Genomic DNA, 7,561 nt, shown 5'->3' on the forward strand with positions numbered 1-7,561 from the left:
ATTGAACCCGTGCACAAGCGCAGTCTTTGCGCTCAGCAACTCAGATATTCGCGCCGTCGAGCCCCTGCAGGGCCTGCCGCGTGCTCAGGCTGCTGCGCCCGGGCATGGCCTCGCCCAGGTAGTCCAGAAACCGCCGCACGGCGGGCGACAGACCCCTGCGCGAGGGGAACACCGCATGCACGATGGTGGGCGCAGGCGCCCAGTCAGGCAGCACCCGCACCAGCTTGCGCTCGCGCATTTCTTCCTGGCACATGTAGTCGGGCATCCAGCACACGCCGGTGCCCGCCACGGCGGCGTATTTGAGCGTGAGCAGATCATCGGCCACATAGCGCGGGGTGTGCTGCACCATCTGGTGCACGCCGCCAGGGCCGATGAGATTCCAGATGGACCGGCCCTCGGGTGCCGACATGGCAATGCTGTCAAGCTTGGCCAGATCGTCCAGCGTCTTGGGCGTGCCCTGGCGGATCAGCAGCTCGGGGCTGGCCACCAGGATCTGCGTGGTGTGGTCCAGCCGCTTGACGACCATGCTGCCGCTGTCGTCCACCGAGGGGCGCACGCGCAGCGCCACATCGATGCCCTCCTCCACCAGGTTGACCGCACGGTTGCTCACCAGCATGTCGATACGCACTTCGGGGTACTGGGCGAGAAACCGGGGCATCAGCTCGGCCACCACGGTCTGCGCCAGCGTCACCGGGCAACTCACGCGGATGGTGCCACGCGGTGTGGTCTGCACCTGGGCCACAGTGTCGGCAGCAGCCTGGGCCGACTCGCGCATGGCCTGGCAATGGCGCAAGTAGGCCTCGCCCACTTCGGTCAGCGACAGCTTGCGGGTGGTGCGTTGCAGCAGACGCACACCCAGCTGCGCCTCCAGGTCGGACACGCGCCGCGACAGGCGCGACTTGGGGATGCCGAGGGCGCGGCCGGCAGCGGCAAAGCCACCGCGCTCCACCACTTCGGCGAAATACAGCATGTCATTGAGGTCTTGCATGGTGGAAGTGCGGGTTGTAGCCACGCGCGATTAATTCGATGGATGGAACAATCTATCTCAAATTAACCACCTTATCAACAAACGGATGAACAACCACAATTCATCCCATGGCCACACGCTGTGGCTCCATCCACAGAACCCCCAGGAGTTTTTCATGCAACTGCTTCACGTCGATTCCGCCATCACCGGTGCCAACTCCGTTTCGCGACAGCTCACGGCACAGATCGTGGCCGCCTACAAAGCCAGCCATCCAGCCACCGAGGTGACCTACCTCGACCTGGTAGCCAACACCCCCGCACACTTCACCATGGACGCAATGACTCCGCGCACTGGCCAGACCGAAGGCTTGAGCGAAGCGCAAAAGCGCGAGAACGCGGTGTCCGAGCAACTGGTCAGCCAGTTTCTGGCAGCCGACGTGGTGGTGATTGGCGCACCGTTCTACAACTTCAGCATTCCCACCCAGCTCAAGGCCTGGATCGACCGGCTTGCCCAGCCTGGCCGCACATTCCAGTACACCGCCAATGGGCCAGAAGGCCTGGCCAAAGGCAAGACCGTGATCGTGGCCTCCACCCGGGGCGGCGTGTATTCGACCAGCGAAGGTGGCCAAGCCATGGAGCACCAGGAGAGCTACCTGAAGGTGGTGTTCGGCTTCTTCGGCATCACCGACGTGCGGTTTGTGCGCGCTGAAGGCGTGGCCATGGGCCCTGATGCCAAGGCCGCAGCCCTGGCTTCCGCCGAAGTGGAAATCACCAACCACACCGGCGCCGCAGCCAACCAAGCCAGCGTAGCGCAAGCGGCCTGAACGGCAACTGCTGGACACTAGGCCCGCCAACATTGACAAACCCGGCTCCCTGCCGGGTTTTGTTTTTATGCTGAAAAGTGACTCTAGCGCCTATTAGACAAGCGCTAATAGCTATAAATTAAATAGCAAATCCGCATTCAAACGATTGTGCGGCTTGTCGACTGCCGCTGCAGCCACTGCCGGGCCAGTTGCTCCGGCGGCAGCGCCGGGGCAAACAGCCAGCCCTGAAAACGCTCGCAGCCCATCTTGATCAAAAGCTGCAGCTGCTCCTCGGTCTCCACCCCTTCTGCCACCACCGAAAGGCCCAGCGTGCGGGCCAGCGCATTGATGGTGGCGCAGATCTCGCGGTCGTTCACATCCACCACGATGTCGCGCACAAACACCTTGTCGATCTTCAGCTCACCCACTGGCAGGCGCTTGAGCTTGATGAGCGACGAGTGCCCGGTGCCAAAGTCGTCGATCGACAGCGCAAAACCCGCGTTTTTCAGGTCGAGCGCAATGGCGTAGAGCGACTCGTCCAGCAACTGCGACTCGGTGATCTCCAGCACCAGGTCCGCAGGCTCCACCCCCGCACGCTCTGTGACGCCCAGCAAGGTCTGGGTGAACCCTGGTTCGCGCAGCTGGATGGTGGAGACATTGACCGACACCACCGGCACCTGCCAGCCCTCAGCGCGCCACTGCGCCACCTGGCGGCAGGCGGTGTCGAACACCCACAGGCCCATCGGCACGATGAGCCCGCTCTCCTCGGCCAGCGGAATGAACTCGTCCGGCGGCACCGCCTTGCCGTCAACCGACCAGCGCAGCAGCGCCTCGGCGCCCACCGTATGGCGCTGCTGGTTGAGCTGGGGCTGGTACACCAGCGTGAACTCGCCACCCTGCAGCGCGCTGTGCAGGCGGCGGCGCAGCTCCAGCCGACTGCGCGTGATCTGCGTGAACTCCTCGATGTAGAAACGGTACGAGCCGCGCCCTGCGCTTTTGGTGGCGTGCAGCGCCGAATGCGCGTGGCGCACCAGCTCCACACTGTTGGCAGAGTCGTCCGGGTACAGGCTGATGCCCAGGCTGGCACCCATGTACTGCGCCCCCACCTCCGACAGCTCCCAGGGTCTCCCCAGCCCTTCAACCAGCGATGCGGCCAGTTGCGCCAGCTCGGTGCGCGAGGCGGGGCGCAGCAGCATCACGGTGAACTGGTCATTGGCCAGCCGCGACACCAGGCCCTGCCCTGCCAGCAGCTGGGTGATGCGCTGGGCCACCTCACTCAGCAGCGCATCGCCCACGCGGTGGCCGTAGGTTTCGTTCACGCTCTTGAAGTGGTCCAGGTCGATCAGCAGCAGCGCCACACGGCGGTTGGTGCCCTGCGTGTCGCGCGCGGCCTCGGCCACGGCGCGCTCCAGCGCGTCTTCAAAGTAGCGGCGGTTGGGCAGGCCGGTGAGCGCGTCAAAGTGCGCCACCCGGTACAGCTGCTCTTCGTTGCGCAGCACGGCGGCCTCGGCCGTGCGCAGGCGGTTGAGCAGGCTGACCACAATGGTCTGGCGCAGTGCGGCCAGCAGCAGCACCAGCAGGCAGCACACCAAGATGAGCGCCTGCACCCCGGCACGCCCGTCGGGCGCAACAAACAGCAGCACCAGGGTGATGGCTGCCAGCGTCATCGACACCAGCGGCACATAGTTCATGGCCCGGTCACACTGGCGGCGGTAGTCGGCATCCACCGACATCTCAAAGCGCAGCCAGCGCGCGCCCCAACCCAGGGCGAGCGCCGACAGGCTGAAGCTGGCGTTGAACCAGATACCCGGCTCCACCGTGCTGCTGATCACCATCAGGTTCCACTGCATCCAGCTCAGGCCATAGCCCAACAGGCCCATCAAGACCAGCAGGTGCGAGCGCGCCACCCGCACCCCCACGGTAGGAATGGCCAGCGCCGTCACTCCCGCCGCCGTGAGGAACCCTGCCGGGTACAGCACCAGAACCGTACCCACCGCCGCCGACCCGACCCCGCCCGAGGGCAGGTAGATCACCAGGGTGAAGGCCAGCAGCGCCAGCACGGCACCGCCAAAGTCCAGCGCCGCCGGGTAGGCGCGGTCACGCGAGAGGCGGGCAAACGTGGCGCGGATGACGGTGGCCGCCCACAGCGGGCCCCCGGCCAGAAAGAACAGGTCGGCAGGAGCGGGGAACGGGTTCCAGTCCAGCGCCACCTGCACGTTCCACACCATCTGCCCCACAGCCACCAGCAGGGCAAAGGCCAGCAGACCGGCGTGCAGCGCGCGGTCGGTAGGCGGCGCCTGCACCCAGCCGCGCCAGGCCCAGAAGGCCGACAGCCCAAACGCCAGCGTCCACGAGGCGTTGTCCAGAAACACCCGCACGCTGACGTCCGGCACCCACAGCGACGCGGCGAACAACAGCGTGGCTGCGCTCAACCAGACCGCTGAGAGGATTCGTTCCGCGAAGGACATGGGTGTGGGGCCGTGGTGGAAGGGGTGTGCTGGGCGTAATTGCTACAGAACGTTAACCCTCCCATTGTGGACGCAAGCGTGGCCCGCCTGTTTCCCCTCAAAGCAGCCGGGGCACTGGGCCGGCCAATAGCTACCAAAAAAATAGCATCCAGCGCCTGCTGGACAAGCGCTGGATGCCAATGGAATCTGAATATTTGCCGTTCTTCGACAGCGCTTTTGGGCTCCCGCTCCCCTCGCGGGAGAAAGTCAAACCAGGGCACCGCAGCGCCCACCCATCACAGGGTGCGCTCAGCGTGAAGCCTTAAAACCCTGGCAGCACCGAACCCTTGAACTCGGTCTGGATGAATTTCTTCACTTCTTCCGAGTGGTAGGCCTTCACCAGCTTGGCCACCCAGGGCTTGTCCTTGTCGGCTTCGCGCACGGCGATCAGGTTGACGTAGGGGCTCTTGGCGTTTTCTTGCGCAATCGCGTCCTTGCCAGGGTTCAGGCCAGCCGACAGCGCAAAGTTGGTGTTGATGGCCGAGGCGTCCAGGTCGTCCAGCGAGCGCGGCAGCTGGGCAGCGTCGAGTTCCACGAACTTGAGCTTCTTGGGGTTGCTCACCACGTCCAGCGGCGTGGCCTTGAGGCCCGCGCCCTCACGCAGCTTGATCAGGCCCTTGTCCTGCAGCACCAGCAGCACGCGGCCGCCGTTGGTGGGGTCGTTGGGGATGCCAAACTTGGCGCCTTCCTTCAGGTCTTCCAGTTTCTTGACCTTCTTGGAATACAGGCCGATGGGGAAGTTGACGGTGTAGCCCACCGACACCAGCTTGTAGCCACGGTCGGCCACCTGCGCATCGAGGTAAGGCTTGTGCTGGTAGCTGTTGGCATCAAGATCGCCCGCAGCCAGCGCGGCGTTGGGCTGCACGTAGTCGCTGAACTCGACGATCTGGATCTTCAGGCCGTCCTTCTCGGCAACCTTCTTCACCTGCTCGAAGATCTGGGCGTGGGGGCCGCCGGTCACGCCCACCTTGATGGGCTTGTCCTGGGCCATGGCGCCGGACGAGAAAACGGCAGCAGCGGCCAGAGCCAGGGCGGATTGCAGGAGAAGGCGCTTGTTGTTGTTCACAGGGAAAACCTTTCGTTGAGAGATGGCTCGCATCCTAGGGTTTTCACTATAAAACTGGAACAACTAATTTTTCATTTCATTACAACCCAATCACATATAAAAAAACAGGCGCCCTGCACTTTGAAAAGGCGCGCGCGCCCTCAGCGCCACCGCGCAAGGGCCGCCCCGCCGCGCTGGTGGCGTCCCCCTTTGGGGGAAGGCGCGCAGCGCCTCAGGGGGTCACACTCTGAGCGCCACGTTGTTCAGCTTGTCCAGCCGCTCGGGCCAGGTGCCCTCCACCGTCGCGCCCTGCAGCAGGATGCGCGTCCAGGCCACCCAGGCGTCCCACTGCACGCGCTTGTCCCACGCATTGCCCCAGGCGCTGAACAGGTGCAGCGCGCTCTCAGCGGCGGCCTTGGCGTCGTCCTTGCGGCCAGCCGACAGGTACAGCTGGGCCAGCACCATCTGCGGCTCGCCCACCCAGGGGTTGTGGCGCACGGCGCTTTCCAGCACGCCGGTGGCCACGTCCAGGTCCACCAGCGGCTGGTCTTGCTGGATGACCGACCAATACAGCGACGTGGCCGCCGCCTCGTTGGCGGCAGACAGGTACTGCGAGCAGTGCGCAAACACCGGCGGCATGGGCAGCACATCCTTCAGGCCCGGGTGCTGCAGTGCCTTCGCGAGCCCGTTGATCTGATGCACCATGCGCCCCGACGGCCGCATGGGCCCGGGCCAGAGCGATGCGGCCCAGTGCGCCTTCTGGTTGCGGTGCTGCACCTCGGGGAAGCGCGAGAAGATGTCGTCCTGCCAGCTGAACCACTGCTCGATGGTGTCAGCCATGCTTACGATGATGAAGGCCGCCACCTCGTAGGGCGTGAGCACATGGTCCTGCCCATCCTTTTGCAGCACCAGGCTGCCATCGGCCTCCAGCGCGTGGGCCAGCACCTTCTGCACAAACTGCGTGCGCGACTGGGTGCAGAACAGGTAGACCAGGTGCTCGGCCGACTCGCCCGCAATCTCGCGCACCCGGGCACGCTCCTTGGCGGGGTCAAACTTCACCAGGTCCACAAACGCATTGCCATACACGCTGTGCAGCAGCCCCAGCAGGCGCACGTCACGCGGCTGCTGCCACACCGTCAGCGTGCGCGTCACGCCCACCAGGTGGTGGCGAAACGTACCCGCCTTGTGCCAGTCCTGCCCCACATTGCGCGCGAGCACCGTGGGCAACACGGGCGCCAGTTCAGGGTCGCGGGTCAGCCACTCTTCGTCCAGCAGCGGCAATGCGCGGGCAAACAGGTCAGGGTCCAGGGGGTGAAGCGGCAGGGTCATGGTGTTGTGTCTCCGGCGTTGATGGTGCAGGTAATGCAATGTACACACAGTATCTGTCCACACGGCGGGTGCGCAAGCACCGGGGCGACCCGGCCCTCACACCCAGCACGCGCCTGCACAGCGGCTCGGTCAGCCCTATTGCGTGCTGCGGGCTTTCAGGCTCAGAGGCTGAGAGTTTTTAAGCCGGGCCCGAAAGGCGCGCAAATACGCCTCTGATCTAGGCGCAAAGCGCAGCCATAGCTCAGGCTGTGGCGAGCATTTGTAACGACGAGCCGGGGCGTATTGGCGTGCAAGGCGGGCATGGATAAAGGACTCTCAGCCTCTCAGACCAGCCTTACTTCAAAGTACGCGCCCTCTCCTTCCCCCAAATCCCGGAACCCGGCCTGCCGGGCTGCCACGCTGGCCTTGCCCCAGGCCTTGAGCAAAGTGAGATCGCCAGGGGACACCACCTCGGGGGGCGACTCCTCCAGGCTCTGCATGGTGTCCAGCGCAGCTGCTACCTGTTCAGGGCCGCCAAGCTGCTTTTCCAGGGCCCTGGCGTACCGGGTTTCTGCGGCAATGCGCTCTTTGGGCGGAAGCTCCTCGGGATAGTCGCGGAGGTTGACGACGAAAGTGGATTCGATGACTTGCATGGCACTGCTACTCCTGTGGTTTGATACTGTATGAATATAAGGGGTATCTATTTAGCTCCAGTGACGTGAGAATAGCTGGATGGAAACCCAGATGCTAACGCCAACTCCTGGACAGGACTACCCCCGCACCTGGAACGAATTTCTTGACTGGCTTGCCACCGAAGAGGCCTGCCAGGCGTTCCTGGAGAAGCTTCGCTGGCCCCAAGGCTTCGTCTGCCCGCGTTGCGGCAACGCTGGTGATGTGTACCGCGCCAGCCGCACCCGCCTGATGTGCCGCTC

At 64.4% G+C, this 7,561-nt stretch carries 7 protein-coding genes; 2 read left to right on the forward strand and 5 right to left on the reverse strand.

The genetic code is table 11. The features are described 5' to 3' along the window. Nucleotides 1-40 precede the first annotated feature (40 nt). Nucleotides 41-988: a LysR family transcriptional regulator gene (locus NFX52_RS01790; protein ID WP_252635358.1), complete on the reverse strand. Its 948-nt coding sequence runs from the start codon at nucleotides 986-988 to the stop codon at nucleotides 41-43. Nucleotides 989-1,142: 154 nt separating this feature from the next. On the opposite strand from NFX52_RS01790, the gene NFX52_RS01795 reads away from it, so the two are divergent. Further along, nucleotides 1,143-1,790: an FMN-dependent NADH-azoreductase gene (locus NFX52_RS01795; protein ID WP_055397594.1), complete on the forward strand. Its 648-nt coding sequence runs from the start codon at nucleotides 1,143-1,145 to the stop codon at nucleotides 1,788-1,790. A 137-nt stretch (nucleotides 1,791-1,927) separates the two neighbouring features. Here the strand turns inward: NFX52_RS01795 and NFX52_RS01800 are convergent, their stop codons facing one another. The 4 genes from NFX52_RS01800 to NFX52_RS01815 form a co-directional block, all read right to left on the reverse strand. After that, nucleotides 1,928-4,237, reverse strand: a complete 2,310-nt coding sequence (locus NFX52_RS01800; RefSeq protein ID WP_055397518.1) for a putative bifunctional diguanylate cyclase/phosphodiesterase — start codon at nucleotides 4,235-4,237, stop codon at nucleotides 1,928-1,930. A 301-nt stretch (nucleotides 4,238-4,538) separates the two neighbouring features. Then, entirely contained in the window at nucleotides 4,539-5,342 is an 804-nt protein-coding gene (locus tag NFX52_RS01805; RefSeq protein ID WP_238385572.1) for a MetQ/NlpA family ABC transporter substrate-binding protein, read from the reverse strand. Between the two features lie 219 nt (nucleotides 5,343-5,561). Beyond that, nucleotides 5,562-6,650, reverse strand: coding sequence for a DUF6817 domain-containing protein (locus NFX52_RS01810; RefSeq protein WP_055397524.1), 1,089 nt, complete (start codon nucleotides 6,648-6,650; stop codon nucleotides 5,562-5,564). 323 nt (nucleotides 6,651-6,973) lie between these two features. After that, the gene (locus NFX52_RS01815; RefSeq protein ID WP_055397526.1) at nucleotides 6,974-7,282 is read right to left on the reverse strand and encodes a hypothetical protein; all 309 of its coding nucleotides are present in this window, start codon (nucleotides 7,280-7,282) and stop codon (nucleotides 6,974-6,976) included. Nucleotides 7,283-7,361: 79 nt separating this feature from the next. Here NFX52_RS01815 and NFX52_RS01820 point away from each other — a divergent pair. Next, the coding region (locus tag NFX52_RS01820) for a transposase (RefSeq protein ID WP_252635359.1) at nucleotides 7,362-7,561 on the forward strand (200 nt) is incomplete at its 3' end.

It is taken from the genome of Acidovorax facilis (genome assembly GCF_023913775.1).
GTDB classification, from domain to species: Bacteria; Pseudomonadota; Gammaproteobacteria; order Burkholderiales; family Burkholderiaceae_C; genus Acidovorax; species Acidovorax facilis.